The 17586-nt window shown below is 66.8% G+C and carries 17 protein-coding genes; 10 read left to right on the top strand and 7 right to left on the bottom strand.

The window, feature by feature from the left end:
- Positions 1-4: 4 nt before the first annotated feature.
- The 4 genes from GTZ97_RS01315 (at position 5) to fghA (ending at position 3908) form a co-directional block, all read left to right on the top strand.
- Complete coding sequence (locus tag GTZ97_RS01315; protein ID WP_161648691.1) at positions 5-799, top strand: DUF3047 domain-containing protein; 795 nt, start codon at positions 5-7, stop codon at positions 797-799.
- A 2-nt stretch (positions 800-801) separates the two neighbouring features.
- The gene (locus tag GTZ97_RS01310; RefSeq protein ID WP_161648690.1) at positions 802-1863 is read left to right on the top strand and encodes a methyltransferase domain-containing protein; all 1062 of its coding nucleotides are present in this window, start codon (positions 802-804) and stop codon (positions 1861-1863) included.
- A gap of 67 nt (positions 1864-1930) precedes the next feature.
- Positions 1931-3049, top strand: a complete 1119-nt coding sequence (locus GTZ97_RS01305) for an S-(hydroxymethyl)glutathione dehydrogenase/class III alcohol dehydrogenase (protein WP_161648689.1) — start codon at positions 1931-1933, stop codon at positions 3047-3049.
- 1 nt (position 3050) lies between these two features.
- Complete coding sequence (gene fghA / locus GTZ97_RS01300; protein ID WP_161648688.1) at positions 3051-3908, top strand: S-formylglutathione hydrolase; 858 nt, start codon at positions 3051-3053, stop codon at positions 3906-3908.
- A gap of 1 nt (position 3909) precedes the next feature.
- On the opposite strand, the gene GTZ97_RS01295 is transcribed toward fghA, so the two are convergent.
- Complete coding sequence (locus GTZ97_RS01295; RefSeq protein ID WP_161648687.1) at positions 3910-4809, bottom strand: dienelactone hydrolase family protein; 900 nt, start codon at positions 4807-4809, stop codon at positions 3910-3912.
- 93 nt (positions 4810-4902) lie between these two features.
- A complete protein-coding gene (locus GTZ97_RS01290; protein ID WP_161648686.1) occupies positions 4903-5394 on the bottom strand; it encodes a glutathione peroxidase in 492 nt (163 codons plus the stop codon).
- A gap of 168 nt (positions 5395-5562) precedes the next feature.
- Between GTZ97_RS01290 and GTZ97_RS01285 the strand changes: the two genes are divergently transcribed.
- Positions 5563-7203, top strand: coding sequence for an ATP-binding protein (locus GTZ97_RS01285; RefSeq protein ID WP_161648685.1), 1641 nt, complete (start codon positions 5563-5565; stop codon positions 7201-7203).
- 36 nt (positions 7204-7239) lie between these two features.
- Here GTZ97_RS01285 and GTZ97_RS01280 read toward each other — a convergent pair whose 3' ends face one another.
- The 4 genes from GTZ97_RS01280 to GTZ97_RS01265 are packed head-to-tail and all read right to left on the bottom strand — an operon-like array spanning position 7240 to position 11508.
- Entirely contained in the window at positions 7240-8145 is a 906-nt protein-coding gene (locus GTZ97_RS01280) for a M14 family murein peptide amidase A (protein ID WP_161648684.1), read from the bottom strand.
- Positions 8146-8165: 20 nt separating this feature from the next.
- The gene (gene ruvA / locus GTZ97_RS01275; RefSeq protein WP_161648683.1) at positions 8166-8741 is read right to left on the bottom strand and encodes a Holliday junction branch migration protein RuvA; all 576 of its coding nucleotides are present in this window, start codon (positions 8739-8741) and stop codon (positions 8166-8168) included.
- Between the two features lie 9 nt (positions 8742-8750).
- Positions 8751-9413, bottom strand: coding sequence for a response regulator (locus tag GTZ97_RS01270; protein WP_161648682.1), 663 nt, complete (start codon positions 9411-9413; stop codon positions 8751-8753).
- A 10-nt stretch (positions 9414-9423) separates the two neighbouring features.
- Positions 9424-11508, bottom strand: a complete 2085-nt coding sequence (locus tag GTZ97_RS01265; RefSeq protein ID WP_161648681.1) for a sensor histidine kinase — start codon at positions 11506-11508, stop codon at positions 9424-9426.
- A gap of 142 nt (positions 11509-11650) precedes the next feature.
- Here GTZ97_RS01265 and GTZ97_RS01260 point away from each other — a divergent pair, with 142 nt between their 5' ends.
- The 4 genes from GTZ97_RS01260 (at position 11651) to GTZ97_RS01245 (ending at position 15586) form a co-directional block, all read left to right on the top strand.
- Entirely contained in the window at positions 11651-12706 is a 1056-nt protein-coding gene (locus tag GTZ97_RS01260) for a PhoH family protein (RefSeq protein WP_161648680.1), read from the top strand.
- A gap of 6 nt (positions 12707-12712) precedes the next feature.
- Positions 12713-13150, top strand: a complete 438-nt coding sequence (ybeY, locus tag GTZ97_RS01255) for an rRNA maturation RNase YbeY (RefSeq protein ID WP_161648679.1) — start codon at positions 12713-12715, stop codon at positions 13148-13150.
- Between the two features lie 134 nt (positions 13151-13284).
- A complete protein-coding gene (locus GTZ97_RS16925; RefSeq protein ID WP_161648678.1) occupies positions 13285-14847 on the top strand; it encodes a methyl-accepting chemotaxis protein in 1563 nt (520 codons plus the stop codon).
- Positions 14848-14995: 148 nt separating this feature from the next.
- Positions 14996-15586, top strand: coding sequence for a lipocalin family protein (locus tag GTZ97_RS01245; RefSeq protein WP_161648677.1), 591 nt, complete (start codon positions 14996-14998; stop codon positions 15584-15586).
- Between the two features lie 18 nt (positions 15587-15604).
- On the opposite strand, the gene GTZ97_RS01240 is transcribed toward GTZ97_RS01245, so the two are convergent.
- Positions 15605-16690, bottom strand: a complete 1086-nt coding sequence (locus tag GTZ97_RS01240) for a homocysteine S-methyltransferase family protein (protein WP_161648676.1) — start codon at positions 16688-16690, stop codon at positions 15605-15607.
- Positions 16691-16734: 44 nt separating this feature from the next.
- Between GTZ97_RS01240 and GTZ97_RS01235 the strand changes: the two genes are divergently transcribed.
- Positions 16735-17583, top strand: a complete 849-nt coding sequence (locus GTZ97_RS01235) for an ion transporter (RefSeq protein ID WP_161648675.1) — start codon at positions 16735-16737, stop codon at positions 17581-17583.
- Positions 17584-17586: the final 3 nt, after the last annotated feature.

Here is a 17586-nt window from a genome sequence, read left to right as displayed (position 1 = left end):
CCCCATGTTGCCCCTGGACACCCCACCCACACCGCCCACCCCACCCGCCGCACCGCCGGCGGCCATCGTCATGGTAGGCCAGTTCCACCAGCCGTCGGCCCAGGTGCCTGCGCCGTGGCAGCTGGTGCGCCTCAACGAGCGGCTCACCCCCACTCGCTACCGCGTCACCACCTGGGATGGCGTGACCGGCATCGAGGCGCAGGCCGACGCCAGCATGGCCTTGATGGCTCGCCCACTGGCCATCACGCTCACCAACACCCCCGTGCTGTGCTGGCGCTGGCGCGTCGATGACGTGCTGAAAACCGCCGACCTGACGCGCAAGGCCGGCGACGACTATGCCGCCCGTGTTTACGTGGCACTGAAGCTGCCGCCCGAGGCCCTGAGCTTTGGCGTGCGCGCCCAGCTGGCTTTGGCCCGCAGCCTGTTTGGCCAACAGGTGCCCGACGCCGCACTCAACTACGTGTGGGACAACCGCCACCCGGTGGGCACCACTCGACCCAACGCCTACACCGACCGCACGCAGATGATCGTCACGCGCAGCGGCGCGACCGAAGCCGGCCGCTGGGTGACCGAGCGCCGCGATGTGCTGGCCGATGCGCGCCGGCACTTCGGCGCCTTCGAGCACCAGGCCGCCTTGCTGGCCGTCGCCTCGGACACCGACAACACTGGCGAGCGCGCCCGGGCCGGCTTCGCCGACCTGCACTTCGTGGCCCGCGATCAGCCGTGTCGCTTCCCGACAGGCACGACGCTGCAGCCAGCCTCATCCTCATCGAACACATCCCCCACACAGGAGCCCTGACCATGCACGACCTGGTTCAAGACTATTACGGCAAGCAGCTCAGCAGCACGGCCGATCTCAAGACCACCGCCTGCTGCGACATCAGCCAGGTGCCCGAGTGGCTCAAACCCCTGCTGGCCAAGATCCACCCCGAGGTGCTCTCGCGCTACTACGGCTGCGGCCTGGTGTGCCCGCCCTTGCTGGAAGGCTGCCGCGTGCTGGACCTGGGTTGTGGCTCGGGCCGCGATGTATACGCGCTGGCCCAACTGGTGGGCCCCACGGGCGAGGTCGTGGGCGTGGACATGACCGACGAACAACTGGCCGTGGCCCGCGCCCATCAGGCCTACCATGCCGAGGCCTTTGGCTACGACAACGTGCGCTTTCTGCACGGCTACATCGAACGGTTGGATGAACTGGATCTGGCGCCCAGCAGCTTCGATGTGATAGTGTCGAACTGCGTGGTGAACCTGTCGCCGGACAAGGCCGCCGTGCTGGCCGGCGTGCAGCGCCTGCTCAAACCCGGTGGCGAGTTCTATTTCTCGGACGTCTACGCCGACCGTCGCGTGCCCGACGCGGTGCGCAACGACCCGGTGCTCTACGGCGAGTGCCTGGGCGGCGCGCTGTACTGGAACGATTTCTTGCGCCTGGCCCGGGGCGCGGGCTTCATTGACCCGCGCCTGGTGGACGACCGCCCCCTGGCGGTCACCGACCCGGCCCTGGCCGCCAAGACCGGCCCCTTGCGCTTTTATTCGGCTACCTACCGCCTGTTCAAGCTCGACGCACTGGAAGACGCCTGCGAAGACCATGGCCAGGCCGTGATCTACCAGGGCAGCATCCCCAACCAGCCTCACGGCTTCATGCTCGACAAGCACCACGCCATCGAGACGGGGCGCGTCTTCCCCGTCTGCGGCAACACCTTCCGCATGCTGCACGAGACGCGCTTTGCGCGTCATTTCGCGTTCATCGGGGACTTCAGCGCACACTACGGTTTGTTCGAAGGCTGCGGCAGCAGCATCCCCTTCGACGCCGGCAGTGCGACGGCCTCGGGCGGCGGTTCGGCTGGCGCTTCTGGCGGCTGCTGCTGAGCAGGCACACGGCTTTTTCGGTATCGTGGGCAACCCGTTGAACACGTCGAACAAGAAGGACCCCACCATGCAAACCCGCGCAGCCGTGGCCTGGAAAGCAGGCGCCCCCTTGACCATCGAGACCGTCGACCTGGCCGGCCCACACGAGGGCGAGGTGCTGGTCGAGGTCAAGGCCACCGGGATCTGCCACACCGACTACTACACACTGTCGGGCGCCGACCCGGAAGGCCTGTTTCCGGCCATCCTGGGCCACGAAGGCGCCGGTGTGGTGGTCGATGTGGGCCCCGGCGTGACCAGCTTGCGCAAGGGCGACCACGTCATCCCGCTCTACACGCCCGAATGCCGTCAGTGCAAGTTCTGCCTGAGCCGCAAGACCAACCTCTGCCAGAAGATCCGCGCCACGCAGGGCAAGGGCCTGATGCCCGATGGCAGCTCCCGCTTCTCGCTCAATGGCGAGCCCATCCTGCACTACATGGGCACCTCGACCTTTGCCAACCACATCGTCGTGCCGGAGATCGCGCTGGCCAAGGTGCGTGAAGACGCGCCCTTCGAGACCATTTGCTACATCGGCTGCGGCGTGACCACTGGCATCGGCGCCGTGCTGTTCACCGCCAAGGTCGAAGCCGGCGCCAACGTGGCCGTGTTCGGTCTGGGTGGCATCGGCCTGAACGTGATCCAGGGCGCCAAGATGGTCGGGGCCGACAAGATCATCGGCATCGACATCAACCCCGAGCGCGAAGCCATGGCACGCCAGTTCGGCATGACGCACTTCCTCAATCCCAAGGACATCGAGGCCGCAGGCGGCAACATCGTCGACGCCATCGTGCAGTTGACGGATGGCGGCGCCGACTACAGCTTCGAATGCATCGGCAACACCAAGGTCATGCGCCAGGCACTGGAGTGCACGCACAAGGGCTGGGGCCGCAGCATCATCATCGGCGTGGCCGAAGCGGGCGCAGAGATCAGCACCCGCCCCTTCCAACTGGTGACCGGCCGCAAATGGGAAGGCTCGGCCTTCGGTGGCGCCCGCGGCCGCACCGACGTGCCCAAGATCGTCGACTGGTACATGGACGGCAAGATCAACATCGACAGCCTGATCACCCACAAGCTCAAGCTCGAACAGATCAACGAGGGCTTCGACCTGATGAAGCGCGGCGAATCGATCCGCTCCGTGGTGGTGTTCTGACATGGCGCTGGAGCTGCTCAGCGAGCACGCCTGCTTTGGCGGCGTGCAGCGCTTCTACCGCCATGCATCCGACGTCATCGGCCTGCCGATGCAGTTCGGCGTCTACCTGCCGCCGCAGGCGCTGCAACCCGGGGCGCGGGTACCGGTGTTGTTCTACCTCGCCGGGCTAACCTGCACCGAAGAGACTTTTGCCATCAAGGCCGGTGCGCAGCAGCACGCCGCGCAGCACGGCTTGGCCATCGTGACGCCCGACACCAGCCCACGCGGCACCGACCTCCCCGGCCAGGCCGACAGCTGGGACTTCGGCGTGGGTGCCGGCTTCTATCTGGATGCGACCGAAGCGCCCTGGGCGGCGCACTGGCGCATGGAAACCTACCTCACGCAAGAGCTGCATGGCCTGGTGGGCCAGCACCTGCCGGCGGACCCGGCGCGCGCGGGCATCTTCGGCCACTCAATGGGCGGCCATGGGGCGCTGACGCTCGCGCTGCGCCACCCCGGGCAGTACCGCAGCGTCTCGGCCTTTGCGCCCATTGCCAACCCGGTCAACTGCCCGTGGGGCGAGAAAGCCTTTTCCGGCTACCTGGGGCCCGACCGCAGCCGCTGGGCGGCGCACGACGCCGCCTGCCTGATGGCGCAGCAGCAGGCCGTGCCTTACCCGGAGGGCATCCTCATCGATCAGGGCCTGGCCGACAAGTTTCTGCCCACACAGTTGCACCCAGAGGCCTTCGAGGCCGCGTGTGCCAAGGTGACGCAACCGCTGACGCTGCGCCGCCATGCGGGCTACGACCACGGCTATTACTTCATCCAGAGCGTGGTGGCCGATCACATCGCCCACCACGCCCGGTCGCTGGGCGCCTGAATCAGGCGCCGTGGTCCTTGAGCCAGTCGAAGGCCAGCTGCTGCGCATAGCGCGCCGCCCCCTTGTCATACGTGGGGCGGTAATCGGCGTTGAAACCGTGGTTCACATTGGGGAACACGATGATCTCGGAGCCGCTGCCTGACTTGGCCAGGCCGGCGCGCATGCGGTCGACCACCTCCATCGGAATGTAGGCGTCGATGCCGGCATACAGGCCCAGCACCGGCACCTTGATTTGCTCGGCCAGGTCGACCGGATCGGCCGGCTTGATGTCGGACTTCATGCCGCTGAGCAGGCCGTAGTAGGCCACCGCGGCCTTCAGCTTCGGGTTGTGGTGCGCGTAGATCCAGGCCGTGCGACCGCCCCAGCAGTAGCCCACCAGGCCCACGCGGCGCGTGTCTGCACGGCCGCTGGCGCCGGCAAAGGCCACGGCCGCGTCCAGATCGGCGCACACCTGCGCATCGGGCACCTTGGAGACCACCTGCGACAGGATGGCGTTGATGTCCGTCATCTTCGAGACATCGCCCTGGCGCGCGAACATCTCGGGCGCGATCGCGTAGTAACCGGCCTTGGCGTAGCGGCGGCACATGTCCTTGATGTGCTCGTGCACACCGAAGATCTCCTGCACCACCAGCACCACCGGGTGCTTGCCCGCCTTGGCCGGCATGGCGCGGTAAGCGGGGATCTGCCCGCCGGCCACCGGGATCTGCACCTCACCAGCAACCAGCCCCTTGGTGTCGGTGGTGATAGCCTGCGCCAGCAGCGGCTGTGAGGCCACGGCAAAGCCCGAGGCCAGCGAGGTCACCACGAAGCTGCGGCGCGTCAGCCCGTCAGCCGCATCGCGCGACGCGGTGCCCGGGTTCTGGAAATCGATCGGCTTGACGCCGTAATCCATCAGCTTCATCGTGATCCTCGCAAATTGGGTGTTGGATCGCGCATTGAAGCAGCAAAGCGCAAACCCGATGCAGGCGCTCGGGCTTTTTGCCACACGCTCGCGTCAAGCGCTGGCCGCCAGCGCGGCCTCGATGTCCTTGATCAGCGACTTGGGCGAATCGGTGGGCGCATAGCGGCCCAGCACACGGCCATCGCGCCCCACCAGGAACTTGGTGAAGTTCCATTTGATGGCCTTGGTGCCCAGGATGCCGGGCGCCTGTTCGACCAGATAGCGGTACAGCGGATGGGCATCCGGGCCGTTCACATCGATCTTGGCCATCATCGGGAAGCTCACACCGTAGTTGCGCTGACAGAAGCCGGCGATCTCGTCGTTGCTGCCCGGGTCTTGCCCACCGAACTGGTTGCACGGAAAGCCCAGGATCGCCAGGCCGCGCGGGCCGTGGCTCTGCCACAGCTGCTCCAGCCCCTCGAACTGCGGCGTGAAGCCGCACTTGCTGGCGGTGTTGACGATGAGCATGACCTGCCCGCGGTACTGCGACAGCGGCACGGTTTCGCCAGAAATGGATTGCGCGTCGAAACGATAAATGTCAGACATGAACGGCCAGGCCAGGAAACAGAAACCCCGTAAGCGTAGCCGCACACCATGTACCCTTGCCAAGCCCGGAAATGCCTGTGGGTGACCGTTCACATCCGGTGACGTTCCCTGGTGGCGACATGGGCCCGATACCCGTACACTGACCCTCCAACGGTTCGGAGCCGAGACATGTCCCAACGTCCTGCCGACACGCCAGAACAGGCCCGCGAGGCCGCCACGGACCCGCAGGCACAACAGATCCTGCAGCTGCAGTCTGCCCTGCAGCGCGCCCAGGCCACCAACCAGGAACTGGCCCTGATTGCCGACCGCGTGACGGACGCCATCCTCATGTGCGACGCACGCCGCTGCATCACCTGGGTGAACCCGGCCTTCACACGCATGACCGGCTTCACGCTGACCGAATGCCATGGTCAGTTGCCCGAAGAGTTGCTCAGCGGCCCCCAGACCGATCCGGCCACGATCGCGCGCATCAACCAGTCGTTGTCGCACGGCCAGGGCCTCGACAAGCTGACCGTATGCCATCACCGCAAGGATGGCGAAGCCTTCTGGGTGGCCCGCTCGGTTCACCCCATCCAGGGCGCCGACGGCGAGATTCACCGCTACATCGAGGTACTGACCGATCTGGGTGATCGGCGCCGGGCGGAGGCCGAGCACGATCGCCGACTCGAAACCGAGATTGCGCTGGCCACGCGCACCGAGTTCCTGTCGCGCCTGAGCCACGGCATGCGGGCGCCGCTCAATGCCATCCTGGGCTTCACCCAGCTGCTGGAGATGACGGCCGCGGCCAACATGGACGACACCACGCGACGTCACCTGTCGCATCTGCACGCCGCCGGCCATCAGTTGCTGCATCTGCTGGACCAGGCGCTGGACTACACCCAGCTTGAAGCCGCCCCGGTGCGCCCCCGCACGCAGCGCGTCGAGCTCAGCGCCCTGCTCAAGGACGTCTCGGCTGCGGTGGACGAAGAAGCCCGCCAGCGCCGCATCACCGTGGTGCTCGACAGCCAGTCGCCGGCCGTCTGGGCCGACGGGCAGCACACCCGGGCCATCCTGCTCAACCTGCTGCGCAACGCCATCCAGTTCAGCGCACCGGGCAGCACGGTGTGGCTGGTGGGCAAGGTCTCGCCCGACTCGCAGGAAGGCATCGTGGAGGTACGCGACCAGGGCTTCGGCATCTCGGCCGACGACCTGCCGCGCCTCTTCCAGCCCTTCACCCGCCTGGCCAACGCGCCCGAGGCAGGGGGCGCAGGCAACGGCTTGGGTCTGGCCATCTCGCAGCGCCTGGCCGAGCTGATGCACGGCCGCATCGCGGTCAGCAGCACGCTGGGCCACGGCAGCGTGTTCTCGCTGCACCTGCCGCTGGCGGAAACCCAGACGGGGCGCGCCGCCACGCGCAAGCCTTCGCCCACCGTGGTACTGCCGGCGCTGCGTGTGGTCCATGTCGAAGACAACGCGCTCAACCGCAGCCTGGTCGAAGCCCTGTTCGCACCCTACCCGCAGGTGCGCCTGCATGCTGCCGAAACGGCCGCCGAGGGCGCCACCTTGATCGAGTCCGTCCAGCCCGATGTGGCGCTGATCGACATCGGCCTGCCGGACGGCTCGGGGCTCGATCTGTGTCGGCGCCTGAGCCAGCAGCCCGCCCACAAACGCGTGCAGTGGATTGCGCTGAGCGGCGACGCGCTGCCCGAGCACATCGCGCGGGCGCTGCAGACCGGCTTCCACCACTACCTGGTCAAACCGCTTCAGATCCAGCGCCTGCTGGACATCCTGGCACACCTGCCAGACGGTCAGTCACCCCCAACGCGTTGAGGGGCCTGAGCGCCTGCAGGGACGCCCCGGCAGCGCTCAGCCCGCGCCGAGGCGGTCGGCGGTCCAGCGCAGCAGGTCGAGCCACATCTGGCGGATCTCGGCCTCTTGCGGGGTACGGATGGCGCTGGGCAGCTCGATTGTGACCACCGGCACCTTTTTGTGCACACCGCCGTAGTTGCCCAGGCTGCCGGGGAAGATGCCGACCTGGTCGAGGTACAGGCGCCCCAGACGCTCGGGAGGCACGGTGGGACCGTCGAAATCCAGCACGCCATAAGGCGCGTGGATCGAGACAATCAGATGCGGCTTCCAGCGCTCCATCTCGTCGTGCAGCCAGCGCGACTCGGGCTCTGACAGGGGTCTCGGACCAGGATAGCGGCGTGGGTCCTTGCGGGTGCGTTGCTGCCAGTAGTGCGTGGCTTCCTTGTCCCAGTTGGGTGTGGGGAAGTTGCGGTTCAGATCCACCCCGTTGGCGTTCATGCGCGTGGGCTTGGCCCGCAGCATGCCGTCCGGGTTCATCAAGGGCACGAAGCGCCAATGGATGTTGGACGGCGTCTCCTTGGCGGCGCGAATCCAGTGCAAGGCCAGCGCAGTCGATGACAGCTCATCGCCATGAATGCCGCCGACCACCAGCACGCGCAACTGCGCGTTGGGCGACACCACATCGCGCTGGAACAGCGGCATCCCCTTGACAGAGCGTGCGGAACTGTGGCCGAGCTGGGCGCTCGCGCACAGTGCCGCAGAAACGTTGGGCAACTTGCGCACGACCTGCTGACAGAAACCCGCAGCCGAATCCACGGGCGGCTGCCCCTCGCGCGCCGCGGATGCCGAGGGCGCCACGGTCGCCAGACTCAGCGTCAGCGCGCATGTCCCCCATCCAGCCCAGCTGGCGCATCGCGCGCGCCACGCGGACCACCCGCCCGATCGTGCCCATACCGAATTCATGGCGGCCGATGATAGCTGCATCAGCGCGCCAGTGCCTTGAGGGCCTGCTTGATGCCCTCGCTGACAGACACGTCCGGTGGCAGCGCCTTGAGCGCGACCTGAGCCTCCTTGTCAGAGTAGCCCAGCGCCACCAAGGCCTGAAGGATGTCGGCCTGGGCGTCGGACGCCGGGGCCTGCCCGGGCAGCACGAGCGCCGGCGCCAGCTTGCCCTTGAGTTCCAGCAGCAGGCGCTCTGCTGTCTTCTTGCCGATGCCTGGCACCTTGACCAGCCGCGAGGTGTCCTGGGCCGACACGGCCTGCGCCAGCTCGTTGGCGCTGAGGCCCGACAGCAGGGCGAGCGCAATGCGCGGCCCCACGCCGCTGACCTTGATCAGCTCGCGAAACGATTCGCGCTCAGCGGCGGTGAGAAAACCGAACAGCAGCTGCGCATCTTCGCGCACGATGAACTGCGTGAGCAGCGTCACCTTGCCGCCCAGCTCGGGCAGGTTGTAGAAGGTGCTCATCGGCACCTGGACTTCATAGCCGACACCGTGAACGTCGACCAGCACAAAGGGCGGGGCCTTCTCGGCCAGCACCCCGCTCAAGCGGGCAATCATCCAGCCAGTTTAGCGACGGAACAGGCCCAGGCGCTGTGCCTCGAGCGCCGCTTCTGCGCGCGACGACACGTTGAGCTTGCGGTAGATTTGCTTGACGTAGTCGGCGATGGTGTGGCGCGACAGGTTGAGCTGCTGGCCGATTTCGGGCAGCGTGAAACCCTTGGCCACGCGCAGCAACACCTCGTTCTCGCGGTCGGTGAGCTGCACATGCGGCGTGACGGTGTCGGGCTGCTGGGCGGGCTGCATGCGCGCCTGGGCCGTGAAGTACTGGATCACCCGGCGGGCGATCGACGGCGACAGCGGCGGCTCACCCTGGCTGATGCGGTGCAGTTGCTCGGCGAGTTGTTCGCGCGACTGCTCTTTGAGCAGGTAGCCAAAGGCACCGGCCTGCAGCGCAGGGAAGAGGTGTTCGTCGTCATCGTGGATGGTCACGACGACCGACTGGGTGTCGGGCTGCTTGTCGCGCAGCGCCTGCACCACCTCGACACCGGAGCCATCAGGCAGGCCCAGGTCGACCATGGCCACATCAAAACGCATGGCATTGACCAGCTCCAGCGCATCGTGAATGCGGGAAGCCTCACTGATCTGCGCGCCGGGAAACACCTGGAACGCCAGCGTCTTGAGCCAGGCCCGGATTTCGGGCAGGTCTTCCAACAAGAGGATTTGCTTCATGCTTGACGCCTCATCGCGTGTGAGCCTCCATGCTAGCAGGAGGCGGTGAACCGGGGGCAGCGTGCGCCCGGACTTGTTGCACGCTGGCGATCTCCAGCGGCAAGGTCAGGCGGATCACGGTGCCAAATCCGGGGCCGGACTCCACCAGACACTGCCCGTTGAGCTGCTTGGCCCGGTGCTTCATCGTGGTCATGCCGTGGCCGCGGTCGAGTCGACCATCGAGCTCCAGCGGAATGCCACGGCCATTGTCCTGGATGACGAGCACGAAATCGTGCTGCTCGAGGTTCACATCGGCCGAAATGATGACGTGCGAGGCTGCACTGTGCTTGATGATGTTGCTCACCGCCTCGCGCACGATGCGCGTCGTTTGCACATAGGTGCGCGACGACAGCGGCTCTTCGATGGTGTCGTTGGGGTTGCGCCATTCGCATTCAATGCCCGCCTGCCCCAGGCGCGAGACCACTTCGCTGCGCCAGTCGGCCAAGGCATCGGACAGCACCATCGGGCGGCCCGTCAGCCCGCGCACCGACAAACGCATCTCTTCCAGTGCCTCGCGCGCCAGTGTGGAGATGCGGTCGTTGTCGCTGGTGTGCACGATGGTCAGCAGCTTGGCCCCCAGGTCATCGTGCAGGTCGGCCGCGATGCGCTTGCGTTCGCGCTCGGCGATCTGCTCGACCCGCAACTCGGCGATCTGCGTGAAGTTGCGCTCGATCTCGATGCTGATTTCCTGCACGCGCTTCTCAAGCTGCACGCGCGCCCCCTCGGCGGTCTGGAGCGCGCGGGCATACACCTGGATCAGGCGCACGGCGACGGCCGCATACAGCAGCGGCATGACCAGGTGCGTGATGTGCACGCCCCAGACCTGCAGCCAGCCAAACTGGAAGGCCAGCTCGATGCCGACCACGGCGGCCACCGCGCCCAGCGCCACACTCATCAGCCAGAACTCGACGCGCCCGCCCCGGCCCGCCACCCACAGGAAGTAGGTGATGGCCGTAAACAGCTCGAGCGCAAACAGCGTGAACCACACCCGCGTGACCAAGAACAGCAGCGACTCGCCCGCGACCAGCACCGTCAGCGGGAACAGCAGGCATTGCGCCCACAACCCCCAGACAATGCGACGCCGCCAGTCAACGCCGCGGATCACGAGACGCGCATCGCCGGCATAGCCCAGCAGGAATTGCACGGCCAGCCCGGTCATGGGGGCGAAGATGAAGGCCACCAGCAGCTCCAGCGCCGCGTTGGGCACCGGCCAGTCCTCCGCCCAGAAGCGCCCGCTGGACAGCGCCCAACCGATGGTCAGCAGCCCGAAGTAGACCAGGTAGGGCAGACGTCGGACCCACGCCAGCCCCAGCGCGAACGCGCCCAGCACCAGCAGCACCCCGCCCAACACCTGCGAGACGGTGGACGTCCAGAACACCTGCGCCTCGTGCAGGCTGCGCAGCGCCGGCAAAGGGCCAATCTTCACGCCGGCGAGCCCACCGGCGCGCTCGCGCGCCGTGACCCGCTCCAGCGGATAGCCCACGACCTTCAGGTCGAGCTGGTTGTCTCGCCCCTGCATCAGAGCAGACGGTAGCGGCACGAGGTGCGGCCGGTGACACTGGCGCGCCACAGGCTCACGCAGACGACCGCTGCGGTAGAGCAATTGGCCGTTGAGGTGAACCTCGACGGCCGAGCAAGCGCGCTCGATGTGCAGGGCCAGCAGGTCTGCCCGTGCATCGGGAGGCGGCGCATCGAACAGAAAGCGATACCAGACGGCGCCCTGATGGCCAGGGTGGCTGCGTGCCCATTCGTCAGGCAGCATCACCAGGCGACCCACGGCACCCAGCGGGTACACGGCTTGCTCACCGACAACAGACCAGGCCCGGGTCAGTTCCTGCACGCCGGCTTCACGGCTGGCCCCCGACGGCTGGGTCAGCGCGCCAGAAGACTGGCTGAGCCACCAGACGGCCGAGCCGGTGATGGCCGCCAGCACCAGGCTGACCAGGGCCAGCCCGATCCACCCGGCGCGCGCGCGCGCCCAGACCGCCATCCGGCCGAGCCGCGGCGAAACGGAAGAATCCTGACCCTCGGGTATGTTGTGCTGCGTGTCTTGCATCGTGTGTCCCGTCCGCCCTGCGCGGCCAACATGGCCCTCGACGGGATGCGCACCATTGTCGCAAGAGATGTCACACCGGGAAGCGCCCGGCAGGCGACAATTTGCCCGCCATCTTTGACACAACGTCGTCTACTCTTCCCACATGCTCCTTCGCCACAGCCTCGCCCCCGCCGACAACGGCCGCCTTGCCCGCCTGTGCGGCCCGCTCGACGAGCACCTGCGGGCCATCGAGGCCGGCTTTCAGGTCACGCTGAGCCGGCGTGGCGAGCGCTTTCGCATCGAAGGGGAGCGGCATGTGGTGGCGGCGGTGGCCAGCCTGCTCGACGAGTTGTACGCCCGCACCGAGCGGCCGCTGAGCCTGGAGGCCGTTCAGCTGAGCATGGCCAGCCGTCTGCGGCCCAAAGGTGGTGGTCGCGGCGCAGGCTCGGCCCCCCCTGACGACGACGACGACACCGCAGACGGGCCGCTGCTGCACACCCGGCGAGCTGACCTGCAGGGACGCACACCCAACCAGGTGGCCTACCTGCGCCACATCCTCGACCATGACCTGACCTTCGGCATCGGGCCGGCCGGCACGGGCAAGACCTTTCTGGCCGTGGCCTGCGCCGTCGATGCGCTGGAACGCAGCGCGGTGCAACGCATCGTGCTGACCCGGCCCGCGGTTGAGGCCGGCGAGCGACTGGGCTTTCTGCCTGGCGACCTGACCCAGAAGGTCGACCCCTACCTGCGCCCGCTGTACGACGCGCTGTATGACCTGATGGGCTTCGACCGCGTGACCAAGGCCTTCGAAAAGGGGCTCATCGAGATCGCACCGCTGGCCTTCATGCGCGGGCGCACGCTCAACCACGCCTTCGTGATCCTGGACGAAGCCCAGAACACCACGCCCGAGCAGATGAAGATGTTCCTCACGCGCATCGGCTTTGGCACCAAGGCCGTCGTGACGGGCGACATCAGCCAGATCGACCTGCCCCGCGGCGCGCGCAGCGGCCTGATCGAGGCCGAGCGCATCCTCAAACGGGTCAAAGGCGTGGCCTTCACGCACTTCACGGCGGCCGACGTGGTGCGCCATCCGCTGGTGGCCCGCATCGTCGAAGCCTATGACGCAGCCCAGGCGGCACAATCACGCGAGCCGGACGCCCGGCGCCGCGCCGACCGCGGCCCGGCTGACCCGGACACCGCCCCGGACCGTACCACCTGAACCTGCATGAAACCGTCGTTGTCCCTCTCGCTGCAATTCGCCGACAAACGCCACCGCGATCTGTTGCCCCGCCACAAGGTCGCACGCTGGGTGCGCGCCGCGCTCAAGTCGGATGCCGAACTCACCGTGCGCATTGTCGACGCCGAAGAGGGCCAGGCGCTGAACCGTGATTTCCGCAAGAAGGACTACGCCACCAATGTGCTCACCTTCGATTACGCCCGCGAGCCGGTGGTGACGGCCGACCTGATCCTCTGCGCCCCGGTGATCGAACGGGAGGCCGAGGAGCAGGGCAAGGACGTGGTGGCGCATTACGCGCACATGCTGGTGCACGGGACGCTGCACGCGCAAGGCTGGGACCACGTGAAGAAAAAGCAGGCTGACGCCATGGAGGCGCAGGAGCGCGAGATTCTGGCCGAACTGGGCTTCGGGGACCCCTACGCGTAAAAACTGGGATACGAATAGGGTTTTATTCCCCTCATCGGGAAGGGGATTTGGTCTCAGCATTCATACCGTGACCTGCCCGCGCCTTTCGGGCCATGTCGCATCGGTAATCGGATGTCCCCCCAGAAAGGCCAGCCATGACACTCACCTCCTGGCGCGTCCGCACCCAACTGGGTGTCGGGTTTGCGCTTCTTGCCGCACTGCTCCTGACGACCGCCCTCACGGGCGTCGTGCTGCAGACCCGATCCCACGATGCTTACGCACATTACGTGCACCACACGGCCGAGCGCTTGGCCCTGGTCCAGCAAGTACAGGACCGCACCAACGCACGGGCGATCGCGGCCCGCAATGCCATCCTGGCCGATGACGGCGACCGCGCCGTTCACCGAGCCGCGCTGATCGCTGCGCACAGTGCGATCGGCGAGCGGCTGAAGGCGCTCGAAGCACAGGTCCACCGCGATACGCCGCCGGACGACCCCGAACGCCAGCTCGTGGCACAGTTGTTGGCCACCGAGACCCGCTACGCGAACGTGGCGATGGCCATCCTCCGCCTGATCGACGAGGGCCAGCGTGAGACGGCCATCCAGCGCATGAACCGCGATTGCATGCCGCTGCTGGCGGCGCTGACCGCGGACACCCAAGGGTATCTTCAGCATGTACAGCAACTGGCGTCAGCCGAGGTCGGCGAGCAGGCGCAGCAGCAGGCGCTGTCACGCCAGGGTCTCGTGGCGTTGACCGCCGTCGGGCTGTTGCTGGCGACGGGATTGAGCGTGGCCATCACGCGCGCGCTGACCCGGGCCCTTGGCGCCGAGCCGCGTGACCTCGGCGCCTTGGCGCGGCGCGTGGCCCAAGGCGACCTGCGCCCGGCGGATGTCCGTGGGTTGGCCGCCGATGGCAGCGTCCGCGCGTCGCTGGAAGACATGCGTGCCCGCCTGGCACAGCTGGTGGGCGAAGTGCGCCAGTCATCCGACTCGATCGCCACGGGCTCGGGCCAGATCGCCACCGGCAATGCCGATCTGTCTCAGCGCACGGAGGAGCAGGCATCCAATCTGCAGCAGACGGCGGCATCCATGGAAGAGCTCAGCGCCACCGTGCGCCAGAACGCGGAGACGGCGCGCTCGGCGAGCGCGCTGGCGGCGGATGCCCGGGAAGCGGCTGACCGTGGCGGCGCCCTGATGCAAGAGGCGGTCGACACCATGCAGGAGATCGCCGCCAGCGCACGCAAGATCACCGACATCATCGGTGTGATCGACGGCATTGCCTTCCAGACCAACATTTTGGCGCTCAATGCAGCAGTCGAGGCCGCACGCGCCGGTGAACAGGGCCGCGGGTTTGCGGTCGTGGCCGGCGAGGTGCGTACGCTGGCCCAGCGCAGCGCCGAGGCCGCACGCGAGATCAAAGCCCTGATCGGCACCAGCGTAGACAAGACCGACCGAGGCAACACACAGGTCAGCGAAGCAGGGCAGGCCATGGCGGTGATCGTCTCCCAGGTGCAGCATGTCGCCGCCTTGATCGGCGAGATCAGCACGGCGAGCATCGAACAGACCACGGGCATCGGGCAGGTCAGCGACGCCGTCGGCCAGCTCGATCAGGTCACCCAGCAAAATGCTGCGCTGGTGGAGGAATCTGCCGCGGCGGCCGAGAGCCTGCGACATCAGGCCGACCACCTGTCGGCGCTGGTGGCACGGTTCCAAACCTGAGGTAGCCCGCTGGAGCGCACCATCAGGCGTGAAATGCGCCCCGGCATGGCATGCGACGTCGCGTTGAAGCCGGCCTCGGCGGCATGGGCATACCCCATCAGGTGAGGAACTTGTGTAACGTCGATCATCCACTCTTGGGAGCCGATGGATGAGGTCCTTCCCTGCCCTGCTGTTGTCGGTCTGCCTGACCAGTGCGACGGTGCTGCCTGCCTACGCTCAAAGCCGGCCCCCTCTGCAGACGGTGCCCTCCGTGGACCTGAAGCAGTTCCAGGGCCGCTGGTATCAGATCGCTTACTACCCCAATACCTTTCAACGTCAGTGCGTGGCAAACACCACAGCGGATTACCGGCTGCTGATGACCGGCCAGATCGAGGTCATCAACACCTGCAGCACGGCCAACCGCGGCAAGAGTCAGGTGATCGGGGCGGCACGGGTCAAGCCGCCCAAGTTCCTGGGGATCCCGGTGGCACAAGGCACCGACACGGCCAAGCTGGAAGTGCGTTTCGCCCCGACATTCCTGGCGTGGATCAACGCAGTGTGGGCCCCGTACTGGGTGATCCAGCTGGCGGACGACTACCGCTACGCCGTGGTGGGCGAGCCAAACCGTGAGTTCCTGTGGATCCTGTCGCGCACGCCCTGGCTGGATCCCGCGGATCGCGCCCAGATTGACGCCCGTCTGGCTGAGCAGAGCTATGACGCAGGCCGATTGGTCGACGAGCCACAGCCTGGCCCGTGGTGAGCGCGCGCCCTCACGCCCTCACGCCCGCAGGGCGCTGAGGAAGCCCGCTGCCTGCCCGTCGTGCAGACAGCGGGGCTTCCATTGCCCCACGCGCCGGGCAATCTCGGCGATGTGATCGGGCGTGGTGCCGCAGCAGCCACCCGCGATGTTGAGGAAGCCGGCACGGGCAAACTCCTCGACCAGGCCGCCGGTGATCTCCGGGGTCTCGTCAAAGCCCGTGTCACTCATCGGGTTGGGCAGGCCGGCGTTCGGGTAGCAGCTGATGAAGGTATCGCCAGCGATCTTGGCGAGCTCTTCCACATAAGGGCGCATGAGGGCCGCACCCAGCGCGCAGTTCAGGCCGACGGCCAAGGGGTGAGCATGACGCACAGAGTGCCAGAAGGCGCCGACCGTCTGCCCTGACAGGATGCGACCCGAGGCGTCGGTCACCGTACCAGAGATGATGATGGGCAGGCGCTCGCCGGTGTCTTCGAACAACTGGTCGATCGCGAAAATGGCCGCCTTGGCGTTGAGCGTGTCAAAGATCGTTTCGACGAGAAACACATCGCAGCCGCCTTCCATCAGCGCCTGGGCCTGCTCGTAATAGGCCTGACGCAGGGTATCGAAGTCGATGTTGCGCGCCCCGGGATCGTTCACATCGGGGCTGATGCTGGCGGTTTTGGGCGTCGGGCCGATGGCGCCAGCGGCAAATCGGGGCTTGTCGGGTGTGCTGTACCTGTCGCAGGCCTCGCGTGCCATGCGGGCGGCGACCAGGTTCATCTCGCGCGCCAGTTCGGGCAGCTCGTAATCATCCTGAGCCACCGTGGTGGCACCAAAGGTGTTGGTCTCAATGATGTCGGCCCCGGCAGCCAGATACTGCTCGTGGATCTCGCGGATGACCTCGGGTTTGGTCAGCTGCAGCAATTCGTTGTTGCCCTTGAGATCCTTGGGATGGTCGGCGAACCGGGTGCCGCGGTAGTCGGCCTCGCCCAGCTTGTAACGCTGGATCATCGTGCCCATGGCGCCGTCGAGCACCACAATGCGCTCGCGCATGATGTCCGGCAGGCGGGCTGCGCGGGTGTAGGGTCGTCGCTCGACGGGCGGCAGGGCGGTGGCTCGGTTCATCCCAGTATTTTAGAGAAGCGGCGCGTCGGCGGTATAACGTCGTCATGGTGACCGACCTCGACAAGCCGCTGAGCGGCTGGCGCCTGCGCGCCTACACCATCATCTTCGAAGCCGATACCCGGGCCGGCCGCTGGTTCGACCAGGCCTTGATCGCCGCCATTTTGGTGAGTGTGACGGTGGTCGTGCTCGACAGCGTGCCGGCCATGAACCAGCGCTATGGCTCGGTGTTCGACGTGCTGGAGTGGTGCTTCACCCTCGGCTTCACCATCGAGTACCTGCTGCGTCTGGCCTGTGTGCGACGGCCCGTCGCCTATGCGACCAGCTTTTTTGGCGTGATCGACCTGCTGGCCGTTCTGCCCAGCTACCTCGCGCTGATTGCGCCCGAAGCCCATTTCTTCATCGACGTGCGGGTGCTGCGCCTGCTGCGCGTGTTCCGTGTGTTCAAGCTCACGGGGTATGTCTCAGAGTACACGGCCCTCGGTCAGGCCTTGAAGGCCAGCCGCCGCAAGATCCTGATCTTTCTGTCGTTCGTGCTGATGGTGGTGCTGATCATGGCCACGGTCATGTACGTGGTCGAGGGGCCCGACAACGGCTTCACCAGCATCCCGACTGCCATGTACTGGGCCATCACAACCATGACCACCGTGGGTTTCGGCGACATCACGCCGCACACCGACCTCGGCAGGCTGATCTCCGCCATGATGATGCTGCTGGGGTGGGGCATCCTGGCGGTGCCCACGGGCATCGTCACGGCAGAGATGACTGCGCAGCGAGGCATGGCCGCGCGGCCCACGACGCGCACTTGCCACCACTGCCTGACCGAGGGCCACGGCGCCCATGCCGACTACTGCTGGCATTGCGGCAGCGCCCTGCCCGCCTACCACCGAGACTGAGAC

The sequence above is a fragment of the Aquabacterium fontiphilum genome, assembly GCF_009909205.1.
In the GTDB taxonomy this organism is placed as follows: domain Bacteria; phylum Pseudomonadota; class Gammaproteobacteria; order Burkholderiales; family Burkholderiaceae_C; genus Aquabacterium; species Aquabacterium fontiphilum.
The sequence above is the reverse complement of the archived record's forward strand: the minus strand, read 5'-3'. Positions and strand labels throughout refer to the sequence as shown.

Coding starts and splice junctions, on each gene's coding strand:
- GTZ97_RS01315 (WP_161648691.1), top strand. CDS start 5: ATGTTGCCCCTGGACACCCCACCCACACCGCCCACCCCACCCGCCGCA.
- GTZ97_RS01310 (WP_161648690.1), top strand. CDS start 802: ATGCACGACCTGGTTCAAGACTATTACGGCAAGCAGCTCAGCAGCACG.
- GTZ97_RS01305 (WP_161648689.1), top strand. CDS start 1,931: ATGCAAACCCGCGCAGCCGTGGCCTGGAAAGCAGGCGCCCCCTTGACC.
- fghA (WP_161648688.1), top strand. CDS start 3,051: ATGGCGCTGGAGCTGCTCAGCGAGCACGCCTGCTTTGGCGGCGTGCAG.
- GTZ97_RS01295 (WP_161648687.1), bottom strand. CDS start 4,809: ATGAAGCTGATGGATTACGGCGTCAAGCCGATCGATTTCCAGAACCCG.
- GTZ97_RS01290 (WP_161648686.1), bottom strand. CDS start 5,394: ATGTCTGACATTTATCGTTTCGACGCGCAATCCATTTCTGGCGAAACC.
- GTZ97_RS01285 (WP_161648685.1), top strand. CDS start 5,563: ATGTCCCAACGTCCTGCCGACACGCCAGAACAGGCCCGCGAGGCCGCC.
- GTZ97_RS01280 (WP_161648684.1), bottom strand. CDS start 8,145: ATGAATTCGGTATGGGCACGATCGGGCGGGTGGTCCGCGTGGCGCGCG.
- ruvA (WP_161648683.1), bottom strand. CDS start 8,741: ATGATTGCCCGCTTGAGCGGGGTGCTGGCCGAGAAGGCCCCGCCCTTT.
- GTZ97_RS01270 (WP_161648682.1), bottom strand. CDS start 9,413: ATGAAGCAAATCCTCTTGTTGGAAGACCTGCCCGAAATCCGGGCCTGG.
- GTZ97_RS01265 (WP_161648681.1), bottom strand. CDS start 11,508: ATGCAAGACACGCAGCACAACATACCCGAGGGTCAGGATTCTTCCGTT.
- GTZ97_RS01260 (WP_161648680.1), top strand. CDS start 11,651: ATGCTCCTTCGCCACAGCCTCGCCCCCGCCGACAACGGCCGCCTTGCC.
- ybeY (WP_161648679.1), top strand. CDS start 12,713: ATGAAACCGTCGTTGTCCCTCTCGCTGCAATTCGCCGACAAACGCCAC.
- GTZ97_RS16925 (WP_161648678.1), top strand. CDS start 13,285: ATGACACTCACCTCCTGGCGCGTCCGCACCCAACTGGGTGTCGGGTTT.
- GTZ97_RS01245 (WP_161648677.1), top strand. CDS start 14,996: ATGAGGTCCTTCCCTGCCCTGCTGTTGTCGGTCTGCCTGACCAGTGCG.
- GTZ97_RS01240 (WP_161648676.1), bottom strand. CDS start 16,690: ATGAACCGAGCCACCGCCCTGCCGCCCGTCGAGCGACGACCCTACACC.
- GTZ97_RS01235 (WP_161648675.1), top strand. CDS start 16,735: ATGGTGACCGACCTCGACAAGCCGCTGAGCGGCTGGCGCCTGCGCGCC.